The sequence below is a fragment of the Pseudomonas sp. NFACC24-1 genome, assembly GCF_900115235.1.
GTDB lineage: Bacteria > Pseudomonadota > Gammaproteobacteria > Pseudomonadales > Pseudomonadaceae > Aquipseudomonas > Aquipseudomonas fluorescens_AA.
In genome coordinates this window covers 173,529-199,265 of sequence record NZ_FOVS01000002.1, presented here as the reverse complement: position 1 = coordinate 199,265, position 25,737 = coordinate 173,529, and the positions used below count along the sequence as shown (strand labels likewise).

Sequence of the window (25,737 nt, the reverse complement as noted above, 5' to 3'; positions counted from 1 at the left end):
GGAGCGTCAATGCGTTCGAGAATGAAAAAACAGTTGCCTGGCCGATTGGCAACCTGAGGAGTAAGCACTAGAGTATGCGCGCGCAAAACGGGCTGGAGTCGTTCGCACATCGCTGTCGCGTTTATTACGAGGACACCGATGCTGGCGGCATCGTCTACTACGTCAATTACCTCAAGTTTATGGAACGGGCTCGAACCGAACGGCTGCGGGAACTGGGTTTTGCCCAATCCGCGCTGGCAGGGGAGGACCTGTTATTCGTCGTGCATTCCAGCGAAGCGCGTTACCACGCGCCGGCGCGACTGGACGACGAACTGGTGGTAAGTGCCGATGTCATCGAATTGAACCGTGTCAGCCTGCGCTTCAAGCAGCAGGTCAGGCGGGCTACGGATAACGTGCTGCTCTGCGAAGGGCAGTTTTTGGTGGCCTGTGTGCGCACCCATAGTTTGAAACCCCGGGCCATTCCCGAAGCTCTACGTGCGGCCTTTGCCGGCGTGAGCGGCGCGGGTACACACTCAGAGCAGGAGATAAAGCGTGGAAGCTAACGTCGTCGACCATTCCTCCATGTGGAGCCTGGTCAGCAATGCCAGCGTCGTGGTGCAACTGGTAATGCTGACCCTGGTAGCCGCATCGGTGACCTCATGGATCATGATCTTTCAGCGCAGCAACATGCTGCGTGCCGGTCGTCGCGCCCTGGAGAGCTTCGAAGAGCGCTTCTGGTCCGGCATCGACCTGTCCAAGCTCTATCGCCAGGCCGGCAGCAACCCGGACCCGGACTCGGGCGTCGAGCAGATCTTCCGTGCCGGCTTCAAGGAGTTCTCTCGCCTGCGCCAGCAGCCGGGCGTCGACCCTGAGGCGGTGATGGAAGGTGTGGCCCGTGCCATGCGCGTCGCCATTTCCCGCGAGGAAGAAAAGCTCGAGCAGGGCCTGTCGTTCCTGGCCACCGTTGGCTCGGTCAGCCCGTACATCGGTCTGTTCGGTACCGTGTGGGGGATCATGAACTCCTTCCGTGGCCTGGCTTCCGCCCAGCAAGCGACCCTCGCCACCGTGGCCCCGGGCATCGCCGAGGCACTGATCGCCACCGCCATCGGTCTGTTCGCGGCCATCCCGGCCGTTATCGCCTACAACCGCTTCGCCGCCCGCAGCGAGATGCTGACTGGCCGTTACTACACCTTCGCCGATGAATTCCAGGCGATCCTGCACCGTAAAGTGCACACCAGCGAAGAATAAGCAGGTATTTCCCAATGGCTTTAATCGCTCGAGCCCGAAAAAAGCGCAAGCCGGTCGCCGAGATGAACGTGGTGCCCTACATCGACGTGATGTTGGTGCTGCTGGTCATCTTCATGGTGACCGCGCCGATGCTCAATCAGGGCGTGAAGGTCGATCTGCCCAAGGTTTCCAGCGAAGCCTTGCCGCAGGACAACAACACCCAGGTACTGACCATTTCGATCAAGGCTGACAAGACCTACTACTGGAACCTTGGCAGTGAAGTGGACACCGAGAAGCAGCAGGACCGGGCCATGACCTTGCCGCAGATGACCGATGCGGTGACCAAGATCATTCGCGTCGGCAACGATGCCGGCAAGCGCACCCAGGTCTTCATTCGTGGCGACAAGACCGTCGACTACGGTGCCGTGATGGGCGCCATGGGCGGCCTGCAGAAAGCCGGGGTCGGTAATGTTGGCTTGATCACCGAGGCCCCCTGATGCAGCAACAGCGAGAGCCGTCCGCCTCGGAAAGCTACTTCTGGCCCAGTGTCCTGGCCATCGGCCTGCATGTGCTGGTGTTCGGCATGCTGTTCGTCAGTTTTGCCATGACCCCGGAGTTGCCGCCGGCCAAGCCGATCGTGCAGGCGACGTTGTACCAGCTCAAGTCGAAAAGCCAGGCGACGACCCAGACGAACCAGAAGCTTGCCGGTGAGGCGAAGAAATCCGCCGCGCGCCAGACTGAAGTCGAGCAGATGGAACAGAAGAAGGTCGAGCAGGAAGCGATAAAGGCCGCGGAACAAAAGAAAGAGGAAGCGGCTCAAAAGGCCGAGGAAGCCAAGAAGGCCGATGAGGCGAAAAAAGCGGACGAGGCGAAAAAGGCTGATGAAGCCAAGAAAGCCGACGACGCGAAGAAAGCCGAGGCCAAAAAGGCAGAAGAGAAACAATTGGCTGATATAGCCAAGAAGAAAGCCGAAGAAGAAGCCAAGAAAGCCGCTGAAGAAGAGGCCAAGAAAGCGGCCGCTGAAGAAGCGAAGAAAAAGATCGTCGAGGACGCCAAGAAGAAAGCGGCCGAAGACGCCAAGAAAAAAGCTGAAGCTGAAGAGGCGAAAAAGAAAGTCGCCGAAGACGCGAAGAAGAAAGCCGCCGCCGACGCCGCCAAGAAAAAGGCCCAGGACGCAGCGCGTAAGTCCGCCGAAGACAAAAAGGCCCAGGCCTTGGCAGATTTGCTTTCCGACACGCCGGAGCGCCAGCAGGCCTTGGCCGATGAGCAGGGTGATGAGGTTGCCGGCAGCTACGATGATCTGATTCGCGCCCGGGCGGCGGAAGGTTGGGCTCGCCCACCTTCGGCGCGCAAAGGCATGACGGTAGTATTGCAAATCGGCATGTTGCCCGACGGTACGGTTACCTCGGTCAGCGTCGCCAAGTCCAGCGGTGACGGTCCGTTCGACGCTTCGGCGGTCGCAGCGGTCAAGAACATTGGGCGTTTGACGGAAATGCAAGGAATGAAACCGAGCGACTTTGCTCCCTATCGTTCATTCAAGATGACATTCACACCTGAGGATCTAGCCTTGTGAGAAACCTTCTTCGATCAATGCTGGTCGTTATCTGCTGCCTGGCAGGGATAGCGGTAGCAGAGGAAAAGAACATCCTGGTCACCAGCGGCAGCGACCGGGCCACCCCGATCGCCGTCGTACCGTTCGGCTGGCAGGGCGGTAACGTCCTGCCGGACGACATGGCGGAAATCATCGGCAACGACCTGCGCAACTCGGGTTACTACGCGCCGATTCCGAAACAGAACATGATCAGCCTGCCAACCCAGGCCAGCGAAGTCATCTACCGTGACTGGAAGGCCCTGGGCGCCCAGTACATCATGGTCGGCAGCATCGTTCCGGCCGGCGGTCGCCTGCAGGTGCAGTACGCCCTGTTCAACGTCGCCACCGAGCAGCAAGTGCTGACCGGCAGCGTGTCGGGCAGCGTCGATCAACTGCGCGACATGGCGCACTACATCGCCGACCAGTCGTTCGAGAAACTCACCGGTATCAAGGGCGCGTTCTCCACTCGCATGCTCTACGTGACGGCCGAGCGTTTCTCCGAGAACAACACCCGCTACACCCTGCAGCGTTCCGACTATGACGGCGCCCGTGCGGTGACTCTGCTGCAATCGCGCGAGCCGATCCTGTCGCCGCGCTTTGCCCCCGATGGCAAGCGCATCGCCTATGTCTCGTTCGAGCAGAAGCGTCCGCGTATTTTCGTGCAGCACATCGACACCGGTCGTCGTGAGCAGATCACCAACTTCGAAGGCCTGAACGGCGCGCCAGCCTGGTCGCCGGACGGTTCGCGCCTGGCGTTCGTGCTGTCCAAGGACGGTAACCCGGACATCTATGTGATGAACCTGGCTTCGCGCTCGATCTCCCGCGTCACCAACGGCCCGGGCATCAACACCGAGCCTTTCTGGGGCAAGGATGGCTCGACCATCTACTTCACCTCCGACCGTGGCGGCAAGCCTCAGATCTACAAGACCAGCGCCGGTGGCGGCGGTGCCGAGCGCGTGACTTTCGTCGGTAACTACAACGCCAACCCTAAACTGTCGGCGGACGAAAAGACCCTGGTGATGATCCATCGCCAGGACGGTTTCACCAATTTCAAGGTGGCGGCCCAGGATTTGCAGCGCGGAAGTGTAAAAATCCTCACTGATAGCACTCTGGACGAGTCACCCACTGTTGCGCCCAACGGCACCATGGTAATCTACGCCACCCGCCAGCAGGGCCGGGGAGTCTTGATGCTCGTGTCCATTAATGGACGCGTGAGGCTCCCGCTTCCTACCGCACAAGGCGAAGTCAGAGAACCGTCCTGGTCCCCTTACCTGAACTGACGCGGCGCAATACGTTTTACTTAACACACTGGGGTTCATTAGGAGTTTCACGATGGAAATGCTGAAGTTTGGTAAATTTGCTGCGCTGGCTCTGGCCATGGCTGTAGCTGTAGGTTGCTCGTCCAAAGGCGGCGACAATGCCGGTGAAGGCGCTGTTGATCCAAACGCTGGTTACGGCGCTAACACTGGTGCAGTTGACGGCTCCCTGAGCGAAGAAGCTGCTCTGCGCGCAATCACCACCTTCTACTTCGAATACGACAGCTCGGACCTGAAGCCAGAAGCCATGCGCGCTCTGGACGTTCACGCCAAGGACCTGAAAGCGAACGGCGCTCGCGTTGTTCTGGAAGGCAACACCGACGAACGTGGTACTCGTGAGTACAACATGGCACTGGGCGAGCGTCGTGCGAAAGCCGTTCAGCGCTACCTGGTACTGCAAGGTGTTTCCCCAGCTCAGCTGGAACTGGTTTCCTACGGCGAAGAGCGTCCAGTTGCCACCGGCAACGACGAGCAGTCCTGGGCTCAAAACCGTCGCGTCGAACTGCGTAAGTAATTCGTCATGCGAACGTGCCGTCGTGCTGTAACTGTTCTGGCTCTCAGCCTCGCGCCGCTTGCGGCGTGGGCTGCGGTTCCTGTGGTCGATAACGATGCCGGCTATAACAATAGCGGGAGCAGCTATCCGCCTGCAGGTTACGGTACGAGCGGCGCCTATGCCGGGGGAGGGGTTTCGGCCCCTGTCTCGGCACAGGGCCAGCTGTTCAACCAACTGCAGCAAATGCAGGATCAGATCTCGCGCCAACAGGGTGTGATCGAAGAACTGCAAAATGATATTTCGCGCATGAAGCAGGAAAGCCTGGAGCGATACCAGGATCTTGATCGGCGCATAGGATCCGGCGTTGCACCTGCCGCGACTCCTGAGAATTCTCCAGCCGGTGGCGACTTGAACGCCCCCGGTGCAGCCGCAGGCGCGGGGGCAGCTGCTCCAGCAGCACCTGCCGCCGGTGGCGAGCCGGCTGATCCGGCGAAGGAAAAGCTCTACTACGATGCTGCCTTCGACCTGATCAAGGCCAAGGATTTCGACAAGGCCAGCCAGGCCTTTGCCGCTTTCCTGCGCAAATACCCAAACAGCCAGTACGCGGGCAATGCCCAATACTGGCTGGGCGAAGTGAACCTGGCCAAGGGCGACCTGCAAGGTGCCGGCCAAGCGTTCGCCAAGGTTTCGCAGCTGTATCCCAAGCATGCCAAGGTGCCGGATTCGCTGTACAAGCTGGCTGACGTCGAGCGCCGCCTCGGTCACGCCGACAAGGTGAAAGGCATTCTGCAGCAGGTGGTGGCCCAATATCCGGGTACATCCGCCGCTCAGTTGGCCCAGCGTGATCTGCAACGCATGTAAGCCGGTTTGATCTGTTTTGAAGAAACCCGCGCCTGTCGCGGGTTTTTTCGTTAGAATTCACGCCCTTTTTATGAAACACGCTTTTTGGGATCTGCGCGTTGGCGGGGTTCCTTGAAGTGCCTGACGGAGGCGGACAGCCTGTTTAGCTGTTACGCCCGTGGCGACTATGCAAGACACATTGAGAATCACCGAAGTTTTTCACTCGTTGCAGGGTGAAACGCGAACGGCTGGGCTGCCCACGGTATTCGTGCGCCTCACCGGTTGTCCGTTGCGTTGCCAATACTGTGACAGCGCCTACGCCTTCAGTGGCGGCACCGTGCGAACTCTCGACGATATCCTGGAGCAAGTGGCCAGTTATCGTCCGCGTTATGTCTGTGTCACGGGCGGCGAGCCCTTGGCGCAACCCAACGCCATCCCCTTGCTCAAGCAGCTATGTGATGCCGGTTACGAGGTTTCGCTGGAAACCAGCGGCGCCTTGGATATCTCGGCCGTCGACCCGCGCGTCAGTCGCGTCGTGGACCTGAAAACCCCAGGCTCCAAGGAAGCGCACCGCAACCGCTATGAGAATATCGAACTGCTGACACCCAACGATCAGGTCAAGTTCGTGATCTGTTCGCGGGAGGATTACGACTGGGCCGTGTCCAAGTTGATCCAGTACGGGCTCGACCAGCGGGCCGGCGAAGTGTTGTTGTCGCCGAGCCATCACGATTTGAGCGCCCGGGATCTGGCGGATTGGGTGGTGGCGGATAACTTGCCGGTGCGCCTGCAACTGCAGCTGCATAAATATCTTTGGAACGACGAGCCGGGGCGCTGAGATGACTGAACATTCAAACATGGCTGAAAAACGTGCGGTCATCCTGTTGTCCGGTGGCCTGGATTCGGCCACGGTCGTGGCCATGGCCTGTGCCGAAGGCTACCGCTGCTACACCATGAGTTTCGACTATGGCCAGCGCCACCGCGCTGAATTGCAGGCCGCAGAGCGGGTTGCCCGGGACTTGGGCGTGGTGGAACACAAAGTGATAGGCCTGAACCTCAACGGCATCGGTGGCTCGGCCCTGACCGACAGTTCCATCGACGTGCCCGAGGCGCCTGGCGAGGGCATTCCGGTGACCTATGTGCCTGCGCGTAACACGGTGTTCCTGTCCCTGGCGTTGGGCTGGGCCGAAGTGCTGGGCGCCCGTGACATTTTCATTGGCGTCAATGCCGTGGATTACTCCGGCTATCCGGATTGCCGCCCGGAGTTCGTCGAAGCGTTCGAGCGCATGGCCAACCTGGCGACCAAGGCCGGCGTGGAAGGGCAGGGTTTCCGCATCCAGGCGCCGTTGCAGAATCTCAGCAAGGCCGACATCGTCAAGGCGGGCGTGAAGCTTGGCGTGGACTACGGACTCACCGTTTCCTGCTATCAGGCCGACGATCAGGGCCGTGCTTGCGGCAAATGCGACAGCTGCCGCCTGCGTGCAGAAGGCTTCGCGGCGGCGGGTGTGAGCGATCCAACCCGTTATTTTTGATTTATTTCAAATTAAGTGTTGAATAGTCCTTAGAAATCAGTATTATACGCGCCACCACACAGCGGGTCGTTAGCTCAGTTGGTAGAGCAGTTGGCTTTTAACCAATTGGTCGTAGGTTCGAATCCCACACGACCCACCATTTTTAGCTGTTTTAAAAGTCTGGAAGGCCCACGAAAGTGCGGATTTCCGGATTTTTTTTTGCCTGATGAAAAGTCAGAACCAGAACCGCTCGACGACTCGAGCGATTCTTGGTGGGTCAAAGCAGGCCGTCCTCGGCACAAACCTTGATGATCTGTTCGCGAAACCAGCTGTTGGCGCTGTCCTGGCTCGGTTTTTCGCTCCACATCATGTCCAGCGTGAAGTTCGGTAGGCCTGCCGGTGGGCGACGGTGGCCGAACGTGTTCTTGTCGCAGGTCAGCGCTTGAATGCGTCGCGGCAAGGTCAGGATGAAGTCGGTACCGGCGATCATGTTCAATGCCGCTACGTAGCTGTTGGCTCGAGCGACAATTTGGCGGTTATAGCCTTGCCGGGCGAGCCATCCATCGATCATGTTGGTGTCGGATGTCCAGGGTGTCGGAAAAACGTGCTGGCAGGCGACGAACGTTTCCAGGTTGAACGCCTCTTCCGCCAATGTGAAGTTCTTATCGACCACGCAAACCAGTTCATCTTCCAGTAGTACTTGCGAGCGCAGTCCCTTGACGCCGCGATGGAAGTTTGGGCCAAAACAAATAACCAGATCGAAGCGCCCCTCCATCAACTCATCGGCTGGAATATCCCTGTGAAACTTAGTGATATTAATGATGACCGGGAAGCGGCTGCCAATAAAGCGTTTGACCAGTTTAGGTAGGATAAGGAGTTCAAAGTATTCCGGTGCGCAGACATTGAAGGTTATCTCTTTCTGGGTCGGATCGAATGCCGGAATACCAGAGTGGCATGTGTTTATTGTCTTGAGGATACTAAGTATGTGAGGGTACATGGCTGTGGCTTTGCTTGTCGGCAACATGCCACTACGGGTATTAACAAAAAGTTCATCTTCGAAGCTCGTGCGCAGCTTCTTCAGGCAATAGCTTACGGTTGACTGGCTGACACACAGGGCTTCGGACACCTCGGTGACGCTGCTCTGCTCGTACACCGCGACAAACACCATCAAGTCCTGCATATCCAGCTTTCTAAGCATATTACTATTGAGCATAAGATCCTTCTTGGCGCATTCCGTTGGCTAGTATCCCCGGGTTTTATGACAGGGACGTTTATTTATATATTAGCGGAAGCATTTTATTTTTTAAATGGCCTGTAGGAAATTTCCCCAATATGCTCGCCTCGCTTTTTTAGAAATCCTGTACATGGACGGAGGAGGACGATATGAAAATACGTGTCGCAGAAACTAAGACACCGTTATGGGTGCAAGCCACAGAAGTTGTAAGGGATAAATTTCGAAGTTCTTATTCGGCCTCGGTTGAACCGAATCCGCAGTACTTTGCGGTTACTCAGGATCCGGCGGATCGTATTCTTGCCTGCGCCGGTATTACTTTTGCCGATCACCGCATACTGTTTTCCGAGCAATACCTGACGCAGCCCATCGACGAGATTTTGTCCCAGCGTTTCGAGAAAACCATCGAGCGCTCGAACATTGTCGAAATCGGCAATCTGGTCTCCCATCACCTGACGGCCGGAATGATCCTGGTCAATATGATTCCGTTGTTGGCCTGGTGCATGGGCGGGCATTACCTGTTGTGCACCGTGACACCTCGCGTCCGGCAAATGATGGAAAGTTGCCAGATCGATTTCGAGCCCCTGCTGACCGCAGACCCAACGCGCCTGGCCGACGACGGCGGCAAGAATTGGGGAAGCTATTACGCCAAGTTGCCCGTCACCGGTTTCATCCGGGTCGACCCGCAACGTTCACGTTTCGCCGCCATGACGCTCAATACTTCATTCACTCAACTGCCCGGCGATGTCATGGCGAGGGCGCAGCCATGAGCGGCGGGTTTATCACTCAGCTACAACGGGCGTTGCAAGACAATCGCCAGGCCGTCTGTGCGGTGGACTGGTTGGATTCAGGCACGGAGTCGGTGACGCTGACCTATGGCGAACTGGAGCACCGGGCCCTTAACCTGGCAGCCGAGCTGCAGCGACGTTTCCCTGAGCCGGCCTATGGCGATCGTGTGGTGTTGGGGATTGCGACGCGCAACAGCAGCGACTGGCTGGTCGCCGACCTGGCCTGTCTGTTCGCCGGGATCACCGCACTGCCGCTGCCACTGGCGTTCAGCCAATCCCAGGCCGAACACCTGGCATCACGCTGCGATGGATTTCTGGTGGATGCGGCAGGGCAGCGAACGCTGGCGCAGCGCTGGAAGCTGAATTTTGCCGACAGTCGCCTGCGCCGCCTCAACGAGCCGGTGATCGAACAGCCTTTGCTGCGGCTGCCGGACGGCGAGGGTGACTGGATCTGCAAGATCATTCACACCTCGGGCACCACCAGTCGGCCAAAGGGTGTGCGCCTGAGCAACCAGGCGGTCGGCACGGTGCTCGCCTCGCTGCGCCAGAGCATGCCGGTCGGTGCTCATCGCCGTTACCTGTCGCTGGTACCCCTGAGTCTGCTGCTTGAGCAAGTCACCGCCGCATATCTGCCGCTGCTGGCGGGCGGCACCGTGCACTTCCTGCCGGCGGACGAACCGTTGCTCGGCGAGCCAGGGGCGTCGGCACAGCGCCTGGTCGACTGGATCCTGCGAGTCCAGCCAACGGCCCTGACGGTGCCGCCGGTCATGATCAATCGTTTCCTGGAGCAATTGAACGAAGGGGGCGAGCAGGGCGAGCGGCTGGCGCGTTACCTGCAATCGGGCGCGCATATCACCTGCGGCGGCGCGGCGGTGAGTATCGATGCCCTGCGTGGCCTGGCTGAGCAAGGCATTGAGGTATACCAGGGCTATGGGCTTTCGGAGAACGCGTCGGTGGTCAGTGTGAATACCTTCGAACAGCAGCGTCTCGGCAGCGTTGGCAAGCCGTTGCCCCATGTCCAGGTGCGCATCGGCGCCGACCAGACCATCGAGGTCAAGAGCAGCTCGCTGTTCAGCGGTTACTCAGGCACGGACCCGAGTGCCTGTTCCATGTCGGACGACGGCTGGATGGACACCGGTGACCTGGGCGCGCTGGATGCCGATGGCTACCTCTATGTGCACGGGCGCAAGAAGAACGTGATCTGCCTGCCCAATGGCCGCAACGTCAGCCCCGAGCAGGTTGAACTGGAGTATCGCAAATACCCCGGCGTGAGCGACGCAGCGGTGTTTTTCGATGAGCAGCACGGTCTGGTGGCGTTGCTATGCGTCGAGTCGACACCGGCGCGCGATGAACTGCTCGCCTGGTCGGCGGGGCGCTTCTCTGACATCGAACGCCCGAACCGGCTCTGGTTGTTGACCCAGGACGACCCGTTGCTTGAGCAACTCTACACCGTTACGGGGCGGCCGAAACGCGCCGATATCGCCACGACTTTTTCCACGCTGCAAAGGAATGCATCCAATGAGCACACCTGCCTTTCACTTTGAGAACCCGGACGTCTCTATCGTTGAGTCGCGCCACTTCGCCAGCCTGGGCAAGGCTGAGTTGTATGAGTTGCTGGGGCATTACGGCGTCGTACTGTTTCGCAACTGTATCCACAACGCCGAGGATTTCAGTGCCTACGTGAAGCAAAACAGTTCGAGGTTGAGCCTGGACCCAGCCCGGGTCATGGTCGGTGGCGCGGCGCAATTGGTGGACGCCGGGCGCCAGGCGGTTGGCCTGCACTGCGAAAATGGCAACTCACCGTTCTGGCCGGACATGACCTGGTTCTATTGCCAGGAAGCACCGCGCAAGGGTTCGCAAACCACCCTGTGCGATGGCGAACGGGTGCTGGAGAAACTGTCCCCAGTCTGCCGCACGTTCTTTGAAGAAAATCCGATTCGCTACAGCCGCACCGTGGCGGGGGAGAAATGGCGCCGGCTGGTCTGTCATTACTCGCCAACGTTGTCGGATCCGGCAGCCGTCGTGATCGAAGATCTGTTGCAGATCATCGGTGATGACCCGCAAACCCTGATTGCCTTCAACCCGGCCGATGACTCGATCCATTACGCCTTCAGCACGTCGGCGATCCTGACGTCCCCCTTCAGCCAACGTCCGGCCTTTGCCAACAGCATTCTGGGCCCTTCCTTCAATTACGAGGCGCCGGTCATCGACACGGTGGCCGGGCAGCCGATCCCTGCCGAATTCCTGGCTGAAATCGCTGAGGTTTCCGCCCAATACACCTACCCGGTTGGCTGGCGTGACCACGACATGGTGATGATCGATAACCGTCGGGTCATGCACGGTCGGGAAACCATCGTCGACGAGCGTCGACGCATTTTCAACGCCTTGAGCTATCGCTGAGAGCATTCATGAAAAACAACAAACAGATTATCGGCGGGCAGTACGAGACCTACCTCGACGGCGAGGGTCGGCAGATCATTGACCTGACCGGCGGGTTTGGCTTCCAGGTGCCGCCCGTGATCGAGGCGGTCACCCGCCAGGCAGAGATCATGGGCCTGTCCAATCGGGTGCTGATGTCCGAACCGCTGATTGCCTTGTGCCGACGCCTGGCCGAACTGCTGCCCGCCCCGCTGGCCAGCTCTTATGTGTGCAGCTCTGGCGACGAAGCGTTCGAGGGCGCCTTGAAGTTGTGCAAAGGGCTCAAGCCCAAGGGCAACACCATCGTGTTCATCCAGGGCGGCGACTACGGTTCGCTGACGTACGGGCGCTGCCTCAATGCCGCGCAGGGCGACCTGGGTGTCCAGGCGTTCCTGGGGTTCAAGCGGGTGGCGATCCGTCACCTGGCTGACCTGGACACGGTGGACTGGAATGATTGCTTCGCGGTGTGCCACAGCAATACCCGCACGGATGCAAACGGCCGGTTGCAGTTGCTCGATGCCGATTTGATCGAGCAATTGCATGCTCGCGCGGCAAAAGCGTCGGCACCGGTCATCGCGGTCGATACCCACAGTTGCCTTGGCAGCCTGGGTTCGCTGTTCGGCTTCCAGCGTTATCGTCCGATTCCGGACATCGTTGTACTCGGCGGGCCCCTGGGCGGCAGTGCAATTCCCATCGGCACCTATACCTGCAGCGAACACATGGCCTGGCAGGTCTATGGGCGCAGCAGCCCGGCCAAACACGGCAGCACCACTGCCGGTAATCCCATGGCCTGTGTGGCAGCCCTGGCCGCGCTGGATTACGTGCAAGCCCACGACTCGCCCCGGCACTGTCAGGAAAACGGCCAGTACCTGACACAAGCCCTGGCGTCATTGGGGGCTGTGGCCGTCGGTGCCTGGGTCAGCTTGCCGCTGGCCGACGACCTGCAACCGTCCATGCTGTGCGAGGCGCTTTACCAGCAGGGGGTCTATGTCAGTACGCCCCGTGGCCGCGAAGTGATTTTGCGCTGCCCGATCACTGCACGTCCCGAGCAGATCCAACGTGCCGCACTCATCATCAAGGAGACGTTAAGCCATGTCCTTACTCAGGCCGCATGAACAATTGCTGGACGATTGCCAGCGCCACTGGAGTGCGTCGGCGGCCAAGCTGTATCGCCTTGGCAAGACCACTGTCGAACAGCAGACCGATGGCATCCATGTCACTGACCACACCGGCAAGCGCTTCATCGACTGCGCGTGCAGCTACGGGGTGTTTATCGTCGGGCATCGCAACCCGATGGTGCGTGAGCGGGTGCAGGCGCAATTGAATCAACTGGCCTGGGTGCCGGAAGGCCGGCGTCATCCGCTGCAGGACACCTTGTCCGAGCGACTGTGCCAGTTGGTGCCGGGGGAGTGGGGCGACGTGCAATTCATGGTCTCGGGGGCCGAGGCCGTCGAGCAGAGCCTGCGCTATGTGCTGCGGATCCAGCCCCAACGGCGTGGCATCGTGGTGATGAGCGGCTCCTACCACGGCAAGACCCTGGCGGCGATGAGCATCCTGGGCCAGCAGCAGAACCATGGCAGCTATGGTATCGATCCTCCCGACGTGACCTGCGTGCCCTATGGTGATTTCGCCGCGTTGCAGAAGGCCGTGGGCGAGGGCGTGTGTGCGGTGTACGTCGAGCCGATTCTGGGCGGGGCCCATTTGCAGGTGCCGCCGGTGGGCTACATGGCCAACATCCGGGCCCTGTGCGACGCCACCGGCACCCTGTTGGTGGCCGATGAAATCCAGACCGGTTTCGGTCGCTGCGGCAAATGGTTCGCCGTGCAATACGATGACGTGGTGCCCGACATCATGATTCTCTCCAAGGGCTTGACCGGCGGCTATACCTCGTTTGCCTGTGCCATGTACAGCCAGCGCCTGGCCACCCAGTACCCCCTCAGTGATATCGAGCCGGATACGCGCACCAACGGCGGGCATCCGGTCGCATGCGCGTCGGCGCTCGCGGCCATCGATTACATCGAGCAAAACAACCTGGTGGAGCTGTCCCGGGTCAACGGCGGCGTGTTGCGCCACGGTCTGCAACGGTTGGCCCTGCGCTATCCGCACATTGTCGAAGACGTCCCGGGTGTCGGCTTGATGACAGGGCTGCGCCTGCGTGGCTCGGTTTATGAAGCCTTGATGAGCATGGAGTTGGGCAAGCGTGGCGTGCATGCCGGGCATTCGATGAATGAGAAGGCCGAACGCCCGGTGCTGCGCTTCTATCCGCCGTTGAATATCGAACCCGAAGCGTTGCGGCATGTGCTGGCGATGATCGAAGAGGCCCTGGAGGCCATCGACCAACGTCCGGCACTGGCGGTGAAGGCGTTTTCCCTGGTGGTGCGCAATATGTATCAGTTGCCCAACAAGTGGTTGCGCAGCAAGGAGGCGTCGTGAGTATGTTCAACCCCGACACGCTGACGTTGCGGGAAATGGCCGGCCTGCTGCGCCGTGGCGTGCTGACCAGCGTGACGTTGCTGGAGTTTTACCTGCAACGTATCGCCGAGCGTAACCGGCAGATCAATGCATTGATCCAACTGGCGCCGGTCGAGGAACTGCGGCGCCAGGCCCGAGAGGCGGACGAGATGGCGCGCATCGGCCAGATCAGCGGTCCGCTGCATGGCATCCCCATCACTGTCAAAGACGTCCTCCATGTTCGCGGATTCAAGATGTCCCGCGGCGTGGGGGAGCTGATGGGGGATGTCAGCCAGGAAGATGCGACGGCGGTCGCCCGACTTCGGCAGGCCGGCGCGATCATTCTGGGCATCAGTAATGTGCCGGAACTGTGCATGGCTTTCGAGACCGAGAACCTGATCTACGGGCGCACCCTCAACCCCCACGATCTGCTGCGCTCGGCGGGCGGCAGCAGTGGCGGTGAAGCGGCCGCCATCGCCGCCGGGTGTTCGCCCGCGGGGCTGGCGTCCGATGCCTGCGGCAGTGTGCGGATCCCGGCGCACTTCAATGGCATCTGCGGCCTGAAACTGACCCAGGGACGGGTGCCTTTGACCGGCCAGTTCCCCAATGACCGTTCCGGGCTGTTTCACCTGACCTCGGCCTTTGGCGTGATGGGGCGCTATGTCGATGACCTGGCGCTGCTCGGGCCGCTGATCAGCGGTGCCGACGGCCATGACCCAGACACCGTCGATGTGCCGTTCGCTGCCAGCGAGCCCCTGGCCGACCTGCGTATCGCGCTGTTCTCGGCGTCGAGCCGAACCCCTGTCAGCGCGGCGGTGAGCCAGGTGTTGCAGCAGGTCGAGCGGTGCTTGAGCTCTGTGGTGACGCAGGTGAGCGAGGTCGCGCCGCCGATGCTCGATGAAGCCTGCGATGTCCTGTGGCGGGTGTTCATCACGGGCGCCGACGCCGGACGCGGCTGGCGGCGTTTGTTCGAGTCCATGAACAAACGCAGCTTTACCCCGGCGATCGCTCAGTTGCTGGACATGAGCGAGGCCGTGGAATTGAGCGTGGATGAAGTCAAGCGCGACTGGATCATGATCGATACCTTCCGCTATCAGTTGGCGAAGTTCTTCAAGCAGCACGATCTGTTCATCTGTCCGGTCTTCCCGGATGTCGCGTTCCGTCATGGGGCGTCCCTGGAGGACCGCGATCAGTATGCCTTCGTGTTCCCGTTCAGTCTCAGCGGCTCACCCGCGGTGGTGATCCGCGCCGGCGTCGACCCGGCCACCGGGATGCCCATCGGCATTCAGATTGTCGGGCCTCACTGGCAAGAGGAACGGTTGTTGGCGGTGGCCGCTTTCCTTGAGCGGGAACTGGAGCGCTGGAGCCCGGTTTCGCCCCGCCCGGTATCGACGTACTGAGGGGCTCAAGCCGTAACGGTTCTGGCGTTACGGCTGCTGACCACCAGTGCCAGCATGCCGCCTCCCACCAGCGCAGCGCCGATGATCTCGATCATCATCGGTTGCTGCCTGAGCCAGAACCAATTCAGCAGGGTGACGAACAGGGTGTTGAGGTAAACGTAGGAAATCACCGTGGAGGGCGAGATCACCCCGATTGCCCGGTGCAGCAACCAGAACGTGGCGAGGGTGCCGAACAAGGCCAGGTACACCAGCCAGCCGATGTCCAGCGTCGACAACTGCAGGCCGCTGCGCCATCCGCCACTGATCAGGCAGAACACCAGTAGGAACAGCGAACCGAACAGCATGTTCCAGAACGTCATCGCCACCGGATCGCGGCCCTGCAACGCTGTTGCCTTGAAGCGTTGGCTCAGCGGCGAATACAACGCCATCGCCAGGCAACCGGCACCGAACACCAGCACTGGATAGAGCGCCGGCATTTGCCCCGGGGCCGAGCCCTTGAGCGTCAGCAACACGGCGCCGACTGCCGCCACCAACATGGGCAGCAGGCGGGTCTTGAGGCTGGGACTGGGCAGCAGGAATACCTCGAAAAACAAGGTCATCAAGGGCACCAGCGTGTACAGCGTCGCGGTGTTGACCGCCGAGGTGTAGCGCAGCGCTTCGAACAACGAACCAAAGTAAGTCGCCAACAGCAGGCCGAGCACGGCGTGGGCCAGCAGGCCCCGGATGGAAATGGGCGAGGTGTTTTTCAGGAGCAGCAGCGGCAGGAACATCAGTGCGGAAAACAGCAGCCGCAGGCCTGTGAGCAGGATCGGGTCGATCGTCTGGCTGACCTGGGCCGCGGCAAAGAACGACGAGGCGATCAGCATTGCCCAAATGAGCATGCCCCAGTGAGCGGCGGCAAAACCGACGTTTTTCATCAAGGTCTTATTCCTGTGTGCGGATCGGAACGTCATGATGGGCAAAACGGTCTGCCGTCATGGGTGAACTGTCAAAACCGGGGCTGCATCGAATGCAGCCCCGGGCGCGAGTGGCCGGTCTTTGACGACTAGCTGATATGCCGCGCGTATTGCTTGGGATTGAAGCGCAGGACCATCAGGAGCATCAACGCCATGACGGCGGTGAGCGACCACCAGGCCCATTCGAAGCTGCCCAACTGATCGCGGATCATCCCGGCAATCAAGGGCGAGAGCCCGGCGATCAGGTAGCCGATGCCTTGCACGAACGCGGTCAGGCCACCGGCCCGTCGCGGGTTGTCCAAGTGGTCGAGGGACACGATCAAGCTCATCGGGAACAGGCCACCGATGCCCAGGCCCAGCAGGCAAGGCCACAACAGGCTGAAGCGTTCCGGGCTGAGGATCAGGCCGCAGAAGCCGCCCATGATCAGCACCAGCAACACGGCGAGGACCACGCGTTTATCCCGGCTGCGGTTGGCAATCGCCGGGGTGACGAGGCCGGACAGCACTTCCATGGCCGTGAGGAACCCCAGCAGCAGGCCCGCGTGTTGTTCACTCCAACCCTTTTCCACGTAGTACGGGGCCAGCCAGGCCAGCACACAGGTGTAGGAGGCGGTGCCCAGGCCGAAGAAAATCGCCAGCAACCAAGCCCGGGAATTGCTGAAGAATGATTCTTGCTGCCGGACAGGGGCTTCGGGTAACGGGGTCACGGTTGAGCGCTGGGCGTACCAGCAACCCAGGGCGACCAACGCCAACAGCGCCCAGATCGCCAGGCCGATGCGCCAACTGCCGGTCTGCGCCAGGACAAACGGCGAAAACGACGCGGCAAGCGCCGCGCCGCCCATGATCGACGTGACATACAGGCCCATGAACAGCGAGACGTTGTCGGCGTAGCGCGACTTGATCAGTGCTGGCATCACCGCCTGGATCAGGGCGATGCCGAGTCCGGCCAGCACCGCGCTGACGATCAGCTCCGCGGCGCTGTCCAGGTACAAGCGCGATGCGGTGGCGATACCGATGATCAACAGCGACAGGACAATGGTGCGGTGCTCACCGATGCGCAGGGCGATGCGCATGCCCAGGAACATCGCCAGGCCCATGGCCATGACCGGCAACATGGTCAGCAGCGAGGCCGTGCTGAAGCTCAGGGGGACCTCGCCGCGAATGGCTGACAGCAACGGCCCGACCGCGGCCATCGAGGGCCGCAGGTTAAGCGCCACCAGCACGATGCTGACCATCAGCCAGACGGCGTGGGTGCTTGAGGTTCGAACGTTTTCCATAACAGAGCCTTGGCTAAAACAAAGCATCATTTAGGCTGGGATGGCCTGTTATGGGCAAACTGAAAACTGGCGGGGGGTATTGAAAAATTAAATGCTGCAGGTAATGGTAATCAGTGAAGGGATCAGAGTTTTTGTGGCGAGGGGATTTATCCCCGCTGGGCTGCGAAGCAGACCTGAAAAGTATGGACGCACTTGCCTGACACACCGAGCGCTCAGGCTTGGGGGTTGCTTTGCAACCCAGCGGGGATAAATCCCCTCGCCACAATGTAGTTCACTACCCCTTATTCCATCACCGGGCTCAGCGTGCCCAGCCAGGCCACCAACCCCAGGATGACCACCGCCACGGCGAACTCCAGGACCATGCTGCGCCGCAGGGCCTTCACCGCAACCCCATGCTCGCCGCTCTGTCGGGCCTGTTCCAGCAGCGGGCTCAGGTGAAAACGATTCAGCGCGGCGAACACCAGCATGGCCGCGAACAATATGAGTTTGAGCGCCAGCAACTGACCATAGGTGCTGTCCAGCAGCCCTTCGACACTCGGGCCGACGATAAACAGATAGTTCACCACCCCCGTCACGCTGATGACCACCACGATCACCGCCCCGGCGGTTTCGAATCCGGTCAATGTCCGGGCCAGCACCGCCAACGCGGGTTCGGCTTGGCGAAGCAGCAGGGCAAACGCGGCCAAGGCTCCGACCCAGCCACCTGCCGCCCACAGGTGCAGGAAGTCGGTGATGAAGTGCCAGTTGCGACGGCTGCCTTCGTCCATGGCGCCGTGACCTGCCCAAGCCAGTGTCGCCAGCGCTACGGCCCCGGCCAGCGTGGCCAGGCCGAGGCTGGCGCTCGGCCAACGGTGATTGAGTGTCACGGCGAAACCAGCCAGCAGCAGCGCCGCCATGCGCACCGTCCAACTCAAGCCGACATCGGTTTGCACGACCATCATCTCAAGGTGCGGCCACAGTTCGGCCCACGCCGAAACACCGCTCATGGCCCAGGCCATGCACGCCATGGCCGCCAGGGAAAGCAAGCCTCCCAGCACCGCCGTGGCCAGCAGCAGCGGCGCGAAAGGCAACTGCTCGCCCGAGACCCGCTCCTGGCCTCGCAGGCTATAGAGGCCAAACGCAGCCAGGCCGAACAGCAACATCAAATCCAGGTACAACGCAAAGCGCAGCGCGATGTTGATCGAGTCGCTCATCAACTCACTTCACCTTGAACGTGACGTTGCCGGTGATCGGATGAGTGTCGGACGACACCGCGCGCCACTGGACCTGGTAAGTGCCGGTGGTAAGCGGGGCATTCGGCGTGATGACCATGGTTTTCGGATCATCGCTGCCGGACACCTTGGCCGGCATGGGCATCGGCGAATGCGCCGCCATGCCCGGCATCGCGGTCATCATCAGTTTGGCGCCGGAAAACTGGGTCATCAGGTTCTCGGAAAAGTGCAGCTCGATCTTCGCCGGCGCCGCCCCTTCGGCGCCTTCGGCCGGGGAGGAGGACAGCAGTTTCGGATGGGCCTGGGCCAGGCCACTGAGCAACAGGCCGGCGGACAAGGCGACGGCGGTTTTGATAAATGACATGCAAGGACTCCTACAGCTTGGTTTTAGTTTTAGTGAAACAGGTCAGAACCACAGGCGCAGGCCCAGCACCAGGCGCGCCTCGCTGCGGTCTTCGCCTTCTTCCCGGGCGTAGTCGGCGGTGTTGCCGTAGACCCGATTCCAGGTGACGCCAATGTAGGGTGCGAATTCGCGGCGAATTTCGTAGCGCAGCCGCAGGCCGAGTTCGGTGTCCGACAGCCCCGAGCCGACGCCACGGGTGGGATCGTTCTTGCCATAGAAGTTGGCTTCGGCGGTGGGCTGCAGGATCAGGCGGTTGGTCAGCAAGATGTCATAGTCGCCCTCCAGGCGCGCCGCGCTCTGGCCACCTTCGCCGATGAATGCGGTGGCCTCGGCTTCGAAGTTGTAGAGCGCCATGCCTTGCACGCCGAAGGCGGCCCAGGTTTGCGGATCGCCTGGCTTGAAGTCCTGGCGCACGCCGGCCACCAGGTCCCACCAGGGGCTGACGGCGTGGCCCCACAGGGCCTGCAATTCGGCTTCTTCGGTCTTGCCGTTGAGGCGTTCACCTTCGGAGCGCAGCCACAAACGGTCGATGTCGCCGCCGATCCAGCCCGATGCATCCCAGCTCAGGGCGCTGCCGTCATCGGCGTCCTGCCATTCCAGTTGGTCAATGAGGAAAAACGAGTTGATGGCGCTGTCATGCACCGCATGTCCGCCATGATCCTCGTAGACGGCGGCGCGGTCGGCGGCAGTCAGTGCCGGGATCGGTGTGCGGCTGCTGGTCGGCGCTGATTGCATGGGTTCCATGCCCTGCATTGAGTCCATGCCTTGCATCTGGCCGTGGTCCATTCCCGGCATCTGGCTGTGATCCATGCCGGGCATGTCGTTGCTGGCTGCCCAGGTCGAGGTGATGGTCCCGAGGGCCAGGCTGGCAATGAGTGCCGTGGAGTATTGAAAAACAGTGGTCATGGTCGGCTCCTCATTCCTGCACCCGAACTTCACGGAACATGCCCATCTCCATGTGAAACAGCAGATGGCAGTGATACGCCCAGCGCCCGAGGGCATCGGCGGTGACCCGGTAGCTGCGCCTGGCACCCGGTGGCACGTCGATGGTGTGCTTGCGGACCATGAACTGGCCGTTCTCATCCTCCAGGTCGCTCCACATGCCGTGCAGGTGGATGGGATGGGTCATCATGGTGTCGTTGATCAGCACGATGCGCAGTCGCTCGCCGTACTTGAGCAGCAGTGGCGCGGCGTCGGCGAACTTCACGCCGTTGAACGACCAGACGAATTTCTCCATGTGCCCGGTCAGGTGCAGCTCGATCGTGCGGCCCGGCTCGCGGCCGTCGGGGTCGGGAAAGGTGCTGCGCAGGTCGGAGTAGGTCAGCACTTTGCGGCCGTTGTCCCGCAGCCCCATGCCCGGGTCATCGAGCTTGGGCTTGACGCTCATGGCCTGCATGTCCACCAGGGGATTGTCTTTCTCGGTGTCGGGGTGCGCGAGCATGTTGTCCATGCCCTGCATGGCACCGTGATCCATGCCGGCCATGTCGCCCATGCCCTGCATCTGGCTGTGATCCATGCCTTGCATCGAGCTGTCGTCCATTCCCGCCATGCCCTGCATCGAGCCGTGGTCCATGCCGTTCATTTGCCCCATGCCGCCGTGGTCCATGCCACCCATGCCCATGTCGTCCATGGTCACCAAGGGCCGAGGGTCCAAGGGCGGCACCGGTGCCGACAATCCGGCCCTGGTCGCGAGGGTGCCGCGGGCATACCCGGTGCGGTCCATGGACTGGGCGAACAGGGTGTAGGCCTCTTGGGTCGGTTCGACGATGACGTCATAGGTTTCGGCCACGGCGATCCGGAACTCATCGACACTTACCGGTTTGACGTATTGGCCGTCGGACGCCACCACGGTCATCTTCAAGCCGGGAATGCGCACGTCGAAATAGCTCATGGACGAGCCGTTGATAAAGCGCAGGCGAAGGCGCTCGCCAGGCTTGAACAGGCCGGTCCAGTTCATGTCCGGCGCCTGGCCGTTCATGAGGTAGGTATAGGTGGCACCACTGACGTCGGCCAGGTCTGTGGGGTTCATCTTCATCTCGGCCCACATCTTGCGGTCGGCCACGGTTTTGGCCCAGCCGTTCTTGCCCACGTCGTCGATGAAGTCGCCGACGGTGCGTTTGTTGTAGTTGTAGTAGTCCGATTGCTTCTTGAGCTTGCGCAGGATGTTAGCGGGGTCTTCATCGGTCCAGTCGGTGAGCATCACCACATAGTCCCGTTCGTACTGGAAGGGCTCGGGCTCCCTGGCGTCAATCACCAGTGGACCATAGACCCCGGACTGCTCCTGGAAACCGGAGTGGCTGTGGTACCAGTAAGTGCCGTTCTGTCGGACCTTGAATTGATACACGTACAGGCCGCCGGGCTCGATGCCTTTGAAACTCAACCCCGGAACGCCGTCCATGTTGGCCGGCAGCAGGATGCCGTGCCAGTGGATGGAGGTGGTGTCCTGCAAGCGATTGCGCACCCGCAGGGTCACGGTGTCGCCTTCACGCCAGCGCAGCAACGGGCCGGGGATGCCGCCGTTGATGGTCTGGGCGGTGCGGGGGGTGCCGGTGAAATTGACCGGGCTTTCGCCGATGAACAGGTCGAATTCGGTGCCGCTCAGCACGTTGGGCTGGCCCGGGCCGGTGACTGCCCAGACGGGCGGGCGCCACAAACCCAGGCCGCCGAGGATGCCGCCGGCAGTCAGGCCCTTTACGAAGGTTCGCCGGGAAGTTTTTGTTTGCATGCGATGAGAGTCCGTCAGTCGATTCGCTGCGTGCATGGGAGGTGGTCTCCCTGTGCAGGTTTGAGCGAAAGATGACACAGGCGGACGAGGCGAGTGATTACATTTCAGTCAGCTTGGCGGGGCGCGAAGTCGCCTGGCGGGGCACAGGTCAGAATGATCTTTTGCATCGGCGGGATATTCTGTAGCCTTGCCGGCTTCACGCTGTCCCGTGCCTGATTGATACCCACTTTCCCGGCGGTACCCGAGTGGTCCGGAGCCGGGTGTATACTCGACTTTCGCGCTAAACGCGCTTGCAGGTCTTGCGAACATGACGCAAATTTCCGAACGCCTTCTGGTCCAGGCCCACCTCGACGCCAAGCAGCCCAAGCCGCTGACCGCCGAGCAAGAAGCCTGGTACCGCGCCGCCATCGCCGCCGAGCTCAAGGCTCAGGACGCGGTACTGGTCGCGCACTTCTACTGTGACCCGATCATCCAGGCCCTGGCCGAAGAGACCGGTGGTTGCGTGTCCGACTCCTTGGAAATGGCCCGCTTCGGCAATGCCCACCCGGCCAAGAGCGTGGTGGTGGCCGGGGTCAAGTTCATGGGCGAGACGGCCAAGATTCTCAACCCCGAGAAACGCGTGCTGATGCCCACCCTGGAGGCCACCTGCTCCCTGGACCTGGGTTGCCCGGTGGACGAGTTCTCGGCGTTCTGCGACCAGCATCCGGAGCGCACCGTGGTGGTGTATGCCAACACCTCGGCGGCGGTCAAGGCCCGGGCCGACTGGGTGGTGACGTCCAGTTGCGCCCTGGAAATCGTCGAGAGCCTGATGGACAACGGCGAGACGATCATCTGGGGGCCGGACAAGCACCTGGGCACTTACATCCAGCGCAAGACCGGCGCCGACATGCTGCTCTGGGACGGTGCCTGCATCGTCCACGAAGAGTTCAAGTCCAAGCAGTTGGAGGACATGAAGGCGCTGTACCCGGACGCCGCGATCCTGGTGCACCCGGAGTCGCCGACGTCGGTGATCGAGCTGGCGGATGCCGTGGGCTCCACCAGCCAGTTGATCGCCGCGGCCCAGACCCTGCCGAACAAGACGCTGATCGTCGCCACCGACCGGGGCATTTTCTACAAGATGCAGCAGCTGTGCCCGGACAAGGTCTTCATAGAAGCCCCTACCGCCGGTAACGGCGCGGCGTGCCGCAGTTGCGCACACTGCCCATGGATGGCCATGAACACCCTGGAGCGCACGCTCAAGAGCTTGCAGGAAGGTGCCAACGAGATCTTCGTCGACCCGGCGCTGATCCCCCAGGCCATTCGCCCGCTCAAGCGCATGCTGGACTTCACCCAGGCGGCGCGGATGAAGCTGGCGGGGAATGCTTGAGACAGAAGATATTGAGACTTGCGAGGCTTTTTTGTGGCGAGGGGATTTATCTGTGGCGAGGGGATTTATCTGTGGTGAGGGGATTTATCCCCGTTGGGCTGCGAAGCAGCCCCCTCTGTTTTTCCTGACATTGCACGGTGTCAGGTTTTAGGGCCGCTTCGCGCCCCAGCGGGGATAAATCCCCTCGCCACAATGTATTTCAATCCGCTGATGTGGTGTTTTTTACTTGGTCTTCTTGGGAATCCGCACCAGCTGCGTTTCCGAGTAGATGTCATGCCAGCTGCGCTGGCGCTTGTCGAACAGCGCCCAGATGAAACCCAACCCCACCAGCAGCAGTGACGCGATCGACACCACGAACCGCAACAGCGCCTGCCACAGGCTGATGGCCGTGCCATCGGCGTTCTGTACGCGGATGCACCACACCTGCATGCCCAGGGTCTGGCCGTTGTGGGTCCAGAACTTGGCGAAGAAGCCGAACAGCACGAACAGCAACACGGTGGACAGCAGTGGGTCGCCGTCCAGCGCACCGGCTTCGGTCAGGGCGCGCATTTTTTCTTCGCCAATGATCGCCATCTGGATCATCTTGTAGGCACCGCTGGTGACAATCAGCAGCGCTGTGCACAGCAAAAAGTCATAAAACATCGCCGCCAGGCGACGACCCAGGCCGGCGGGGGGGAAGTCGCCCTGGGGCGTGAGCAGGTGTTTCGGCATGACGGCCTCGGCTGAAAAAAGAAGCCATTTTACGGATTTACGCCCATAAAAAAGCCCCTGATATCAATCAGGGGCTTTTTAGTGTGCGAAAGCCTTAGGCTTCGGCTTGAACCTCGTCAGCCTGCATGCCTTTCTGGCCTTGCACGGCAACGAAAGTGACTTTCTGGCCTTCTTTCAGGCTCTTGAAGCCGTTGCCCTGGATGGCGCGGAAATGCACGAACAGGTCCGGACCGCTTTCAGGCGTGATAAAACCAAAACCCTTTTCGTCGTTGAACCACTTGACGGTACCGCTCTGACGTTGAGACATTTTCTTATTTCCTTTGACGCTAAAATTGATGACAGCCTCTTTCACATGAAAGAGTACTGGGCTGGGTTGCAGGAAAGTAAGAGACGTCGAACGGGATGTAGCGAACTTCATAAGCTACTGCCCAGGTCACGATTCCAAGCGACCCATGCAAACACAGTGACCAAACTCTACGCCAACTTCGAATAAAAAAACAACCCCCCCGGGAGGCCCGTATTTGCTCAGCTTGTCCGCATTTACGCCGCTTGCGGAGCAGGGCTTATTCGATAGGCTAGTTCAATTGTTTACGACCGTTATAAGGTCGCTTGAATGTCTAAAGATATGCACCTTTTTATGGCGGTTGCGTGACACATTAGTGCACGTATAACGCAACCGCGTTACTTATAGAAACAACCAATCAGCCGCGGTAGTAGCGCTGTGGGACGAATGGCATTTTGCTTACAAGCAAAGGCACCTTTTTCCCACGCACGATGGCCCAGACCGGCGTATCCAGTGCCACATAGGCGCTGTCCAGGTAACCCATCGCCAACGGAGCGCCCAGGGTCGGGCCGAAACCGCCGCTGCACACAGAGCCGATGGGCTCGCCGGCTTCGTTGACGATCTCCGCGCCTTCACGCACGGGTGTGCGTTCCTGGGGCAGCAGGCCGACGCGTTTGCGCTTCACGCCGCCCTGTTGTTGGGCGAACACGCTCTCCGCGCCGGGGAAACCACCGGCGCGGGCGCCATCGGCACGGCGCACTTTGGAAATGGCCCACAGCAGGCTGGCTTCGATCGGCGTCGTTTCGGTGTTCATGTCGTGGCCATACAGGCACAGGCCGGCTTCCAGGCGCAGGGAGTCACGGGCACCGAGGCCGATGGCCGCGACTTCCGGCTCGGCCAGCAAGGCGCGGGCGAGTTTTTCCGTGTCGGCGGCGGGGACGGAGATTTCGAAACCGTCTTCACCGGTGTAGCCCGAACGGCTGACAAAGCAATCCACGCCCAACAGCGTGACGCGCTGGAACTGCATGAAGGTCATTTTCGCCACGTCCGGCGCCAGGCGGGCGAGCACGGTGACGGCGGCCGGGCCTTGCAGGGCGAGCAGGGCGCGGGCCTCGAACAGCGGCTCGATAGTGCACTGATCGCCAATCTGCGCACGCAGGTGGGCCAGGTCCTGTTCCTTGCAGGCGGCGTTGACCACCAGGAACAGTTCGTCATTGCCCAGGTTGGCGACCATCAGGTCGTCAAGGATGCCGCCGTTCTCGTTGGTGAACATGGCGTAGCGCTGCATGCCCACCGGCAGGTCGATGATGTCCACTGGTACCAGGGTTTCCAGGGCCTTGGCAGCGCTTGCGCCGCTCAGGCGGATCTGGCCCATGTGGGACACGTCGAACAGCCCGGCCTGATCGCGGGTGTGCTGGTGTTCCTTCATCACGCCCAGTGGGTACTGCACCGGCATGTCGTAGCCGGCGAACGGCACCATGCGGGCGCCGAGTTCGAGGTGCAGGGCGTGCAGCGGGGTTTTCAACAGTTGTTCGGTGGACATATCAGCTCCTGGAAAATGAG

26 protein-coding genes and 1 tRNA gene are annotated in these 25,737 nt (G+C 60.8%); 17 read left to right on the top strand and 10 right to left on the bottom strand.

What is annotated here, in order from left to right; all coding sequences use genetic code 11:
• Positions 1 to 74 precede the first annotated feature (74 nt).
• The 10 genes from ybgC to BM317_RS03065 all read left to right on the top strand — a co-directional run bounded on the left by ybgC (position 75) and on the right by BM317_RS03065 (position 7,114).
• Positions 75 to 542, top strand: coding sequence for a tol-pal system-associated acyl-CoA thioesterase (gene ybgC / locus BM317_RS03110; protein ID WP_003205037.1), 468 nt, complete (start codon positions 75 to 77; stop codon positions 540 to 542).
• Complete coding sequence (tolQ, locus tag BM317_RS03105) at positions 532 to 1,227, top strand: protein TolQ (RefSeq protein WP_014339916.1); 696 nt, start codon at positions 532 to 534, stop codon at positions 1,225 to 1,227. Before ybgC ends, tolQ begins: the two co-directional genes overlap by 11 nt.
• Positions 1,228 to 1,250: 23 nt before the next feature.
• The gene (gene tolR, locus BM317_RS03100) at positions 1,251 to 1,703 is read left to right on the top strand and encodes a protein TolR (RefSeq protein WP_161798348.1); all 453 of its coding nucleotides are present in this window, start codon (positions 1,251 to 1,253) and stop codon (positions 1,701 to 1,703) included.
• Positions 1,703 to 2,779: a cell envelope integrity protein TolA gene (gene tolA / locus BM317_RS03095; RefSeq protein WP_072408783.1), complete on the top strand. Its 1,077-nt coding sequence runs from the start codon at positions 1,703 to 1,705 to the stop codon at positions 2,777 to 2,779. Before tolR ends, tolA begins: the two co-directional genes overlap by 1 nt.
• 17 nt (positions 2,780 to 2,796) lie before the next feature.
• A complete protein-coding gene (tolB, locus tag BM317_RS03090) occupies positions 2,797 to 4,077 on the top strand; it encodes a Tol-Pal system beta propeller repeat protein TolB (protein WP_163006904.1) in 1,281 nt (426 codons plus the stop codon).
• 52 nt (positions 4,078 to 4,129) lie between these two features.
• Positions 4,130 to 4,627, top strand: coding sequence for a peptidoglycan-associated lipoprotein Pal (pal, locus tag BM317_RS03085; protein ID WP_003178634.1), 498 nt, complete (start codon positions 4,130 to 4,132; stop codon positions 4,625 to 4,627).
• A gap of 6 nt (positions 4,628 to 4,633) precedes the next feature.
• Positions 4,634 to 5,467, top strand: a complete 834-nt coding sequence (gene ybgF / locus BM317_RS03080; RefSeq protein ID WP_092166411.1) for a tol-pal system protein YbgF — start codon at positions 4,634 to 4,636, stop codon at positions 5,465 to 5,467.
• Positions 5,468 to 5,633: 166 nt separating this feature from the next.
• Complete coding sequence (gene queE, locus BM317_RS03075; protein WP_072348921.1) at positions 5,634 to 6,281, top strand: 7-carboxy-7-deazaguanine synthase QueE; 648 nt, start codon at positions 5,634 to 5,636, stop codon at positions 6,279 to 6,281.
• Positions 6,282 to 6,300: 19 nt separating this feature from the next.
• A complete protein-coding gene (gene queC, locus BM317_RS03070) occupies positions 6,301 to 6,975 on the top strand; it encodes a 7-cyano-7-deazaguanine synthase QueC (protein ID WP_170842283.1) in 675 nt (224 codons plus the stop codon).
• Positions 6,976 to 7,038: 63 nt separating this feature from the next.
• Positions 7,039 to 7,114 (top strand) — tRNA-Lys (locus tag BM317_RS03065).
• Positions 7,115 to 7,231: 117 nt separating this feature from the next.
• On the opposite strand, the gene BM317_RS03060 is transcribed toward BM317_RS03065, so the two are convergent.
• Positions 7,232 to 8,167, bottom strand: coding sequence for a LysR family transcriptional regulator (locus BM317_RS03060; RefSeq protein ID WP_092473046.1), 936 nt, complete (start codon positions 8,165 to 8,167; stop codon positions 7,232 to 7,234).
• A gap of 170 nt (positions 8,168 to 8,337) precedes the next feature.
• Between BM317_RS03060 and BM317_RS03055 the strand changes: the two genes are divergently transcribed.
• Genes BM317_RS03055 through BM317_RS03030 form a run of 6 tightly spaced genes read left to right on the top strand, consistent with a single transcriptional unit; the run spans position 8,338 to position 15,242 of the window.
• Positions 8,338 to 8,955 (top strand): thermostable hemolysin, encoded by a 618-nt coding sequence (locus tag BM317_RS03055; protein WP_092473044.1) that lies wholly within the window; start codon positions 8,338 to 8,340, stop codon positions 8,953 to 8,955.
• Entirely contained in the window at positions 8,952 to 10,517 is a 1,566-nt protein-coding gene (locus tag BM317_RS03050; protein ID WP_092473042.1) for an AMP-binding protein, read from the top strand. Before BM317_RS03055 ends, BM317_RS03050 begins: the two co-directional genes overlap by 4 nt.
• Positions 10,492 to 11,373, top strand: coding sequence for a TauD/TfdA family dioxygenase (locus BM317_RS03045; RefSeq protein ID WP_092166419.1), 882 nt, complete (start codon positions 10,492 to 10,494; stop codon positions 11,371 to 11,373). Before BM317_RS03050 ends, BM317_RS03045 begins: the two co-directional genes overlap by 26 nt.
• A gap of 8 nt (positions 11,374 to 11,381) precedes the next feature.
• Positions 11,382 to 12,506: an aminotransferase class III-fold pyridoxal phosphate-dependent enzyme gene (locus BM317_RS03040; RefSeq protein ID WP_092473040.1), complete on the top strand. Its 1,125-nt coding sequence runs from the start codon at positions 11,382 to 11,384 to the stop codon at positions 12,504 to 12,506.
• Complete coding sequence (locus BM317_RS03035) at positions 12,484 to 13,824, top strand: aspartate aminotransferase family protein (protein ID WP_092166431.1); 1,341 nt, start codon at positions 12,484 to 12,486, stop codon at positions 13,822 to 13,824. The genes BM317_RS03040 and BM317_RS03035 overlap by 23 nt, the downstream gene beginning before the upstream one ends.
• Before the next feature lie 2 nt (positions 13,825 to 13,826).
• Positions 13,827 to 15,242 (top strand): amidase, encoded by a 1,416-nt coding sequence (locus tag BM317_RS03030; protein ID WP_092473038.1) that lies wholly within the window; start codon positions 13,827 to 13,829, stop codon positions 15,240 to 15,242.
• A 5-nt stretch (positions 15,243 to 15,247) separates the two neighbouring features.
• Here BM317_RS03030 and BM317_RS03025 read toward each other — a convergent pair whose 3' ends face one another.
• From BM317_RS03025 to BM317_RS03000, 6 genes are all read right to left on the bottom strand, one after another.
• Positions 15,248 to 16,159, bottom strand: a complete 912-nt coding sequence (locus BM317_RS03025) for a DMT family transporter (protein WP_060740910.1) — start codon at positions 16,157 to 16,159, stop codon at positions 15,248 to 15,250.
• A 128-nt stretch (positions 16,160 to 16,287) separates the two neighbouring features.
• Positions 16,288 to 17,475: a cyanate transporter gene (locus BM317_RS03020; RefSeq protein ID WP_092473036.1), complete on the bottom strand. Its 1,188-nt coding sequence runs from the start codon at positions 17,473 to 17,475 to the stop codon at positions 16,288 to 16,290.
• Between the two features lie 281 nt (positions 17,476 to 17,756).
• Complete coding sequence (copD, locus tag BM317_RS03015) at positions 17,757 to 18,668, bottom strand: copper homeostasis membrane protein CopD (protein ID WP_092473034.1); 912 nt, start codon at positions 18,666 to 18,668, stop codon at positions 17,757 to 17,759.
• Positions 18,669 to 18,672: 4 nt separating this feature from the next.
• Positions 18,673 to 19,050 (bottom strand): copper homeostasis periplasmic binding protein CopC, encoded by a 378-nt coding sequence (gene copC, locus BM317_RS03010; RefSeq protein ID WP_092166436.1) that lies wholly within the window; start codon positions 19,048 to 19,050, stop codon positions 18,673 to 18,675.
• Positions 19,051 to 19,092: 42 nt separating this feature from the next.
• Positions 19,093 to 19,995, bottom strand: coding sequence for a copper resistance protein B (locus BM317_RS03005; protein WP_092473032.1), 903 nt, complete (start codon positions 19,993 to 19,995; stop codon positions 19,093 to 19,095).
• A gap of 10 nt (positions 19,996 to 20,005) precedes the next feature.
• Complete coding sequence (locus BM317_RS03000) at positions 20,006 to 21,814, bottom strand: copper resistance system multicopper oxidase (protein ID WP_092473030.1); 1,809 nt, start codon at positions 21,812 to 21,814, stop codon at positions 20,006 to 20,008.
• A gap of 307 nt (positions 21,815 to 22,121) precedes the next feature.
• Here BM317_RS03000 and nadA point away from each other — a divergent pair, with 307 nt between their 5' ends.
• Positions 22,122 to 23,180, top strand: a complete 1,059-nt coding sequence (nadA, locus tag BM317_RS02995) for a quinolinate synthase NadA (RefSeq protein WP_092473028.1) — start codon at positions 22,122 to 22,124, stop codon at positions 23,178 to 23,180.
• Between the two features lie 222 nt (positions 23,181 to 23,402).
• Here nadA and BM317_RS02990 read toward each other — a convergent pair whose 3' ends face one another.
• The 3 genes from BM317_RS02990 to gcvT form a co-directional block, all read right to left on the bottom strand.
• On the bottom strand, positions 23,403 to 23,891 hold the full coding sequence (locus BM317_RS02990) for an RDD family protein (RefSeq protein WP_060740916.1): 489 nt from the start codon (positions 23,889 to 23,891) through the stop codon (positions 23,403 to 23,405).
• Between the two features lie 94 nt (positions 23,892 to 23,985).
• Positions 23,986 to 24,198 (bottom strand): cold-shock protein, encoded by a 213-nt coding sequence (locus BM317_RS02985; RefSeq protein WP_003175786.1) that lies wholly within the window; start codon positions 24,196 to 24,198, stop codon positions 23,986 to 23,988.
• 394 nt (positions 24,199 to 24,592) lie between these two features.
• A complete protein-coding gene (gene gcvT, locus BM317_RS02980; RefSeq protein WP_092473026.1) occupies positions 24,593 to 25,717 on the bottom strand; it encodes a glycine cleavage system aminomethyltransferase GcvT in 1,125 nt (374 codons plus the stop codon).
• Positions 25,718 to 25,737 lie beyond the last annotated feature (20 nt).